The sequence below is a fragment of the Massilia sp. NBRC 108631 genome, assembly GCF_059704565.1.
The window spans coordinates 1-229 of the sequence record NZ_BAAKJE010000160.1 but is presented as its reverse complement, the minus strand read 5'-3'; the positions used below and the strand labels follow the sequence as shown (position 1 = coordinate 229).

1 protein-coding gene is annotated in these 229 nt (G+C 59.0%); it reads right to left on the bottom strand.

Going from position 1 to position 229, the window contains the following annotated elements:
- Positions 1-229 (bottom strand): IS66 family transposase (locus AC6H42_RS17090; protein WP_497548554.1); only part of this gene is annotated, 229 nt, incomplete at both ends.

The following is a 229-nucleotide window of genomic DNA, read 5'->3' as shown; positions in this document are numbered from 1 at the left end:
GGCGTGCAGGTCATGGAATTTGCGGCGGGCATGCGCCCAGCAAGCTGCTTCCACCACCTGGTTCGTTTCGAAGATGGCGTTGAAGCCAGCATAAGCATCGGCTTGCAGCACGCCCTTAAATTTGGCGAGATGGGTTTGCGGATGGATACCTTTGCGATCGGGCGAGTAAGCAAACCATACAGCCGGCGGCACCTCCGACGCGCTGTCGCGGTCATCACGGACATAGGTC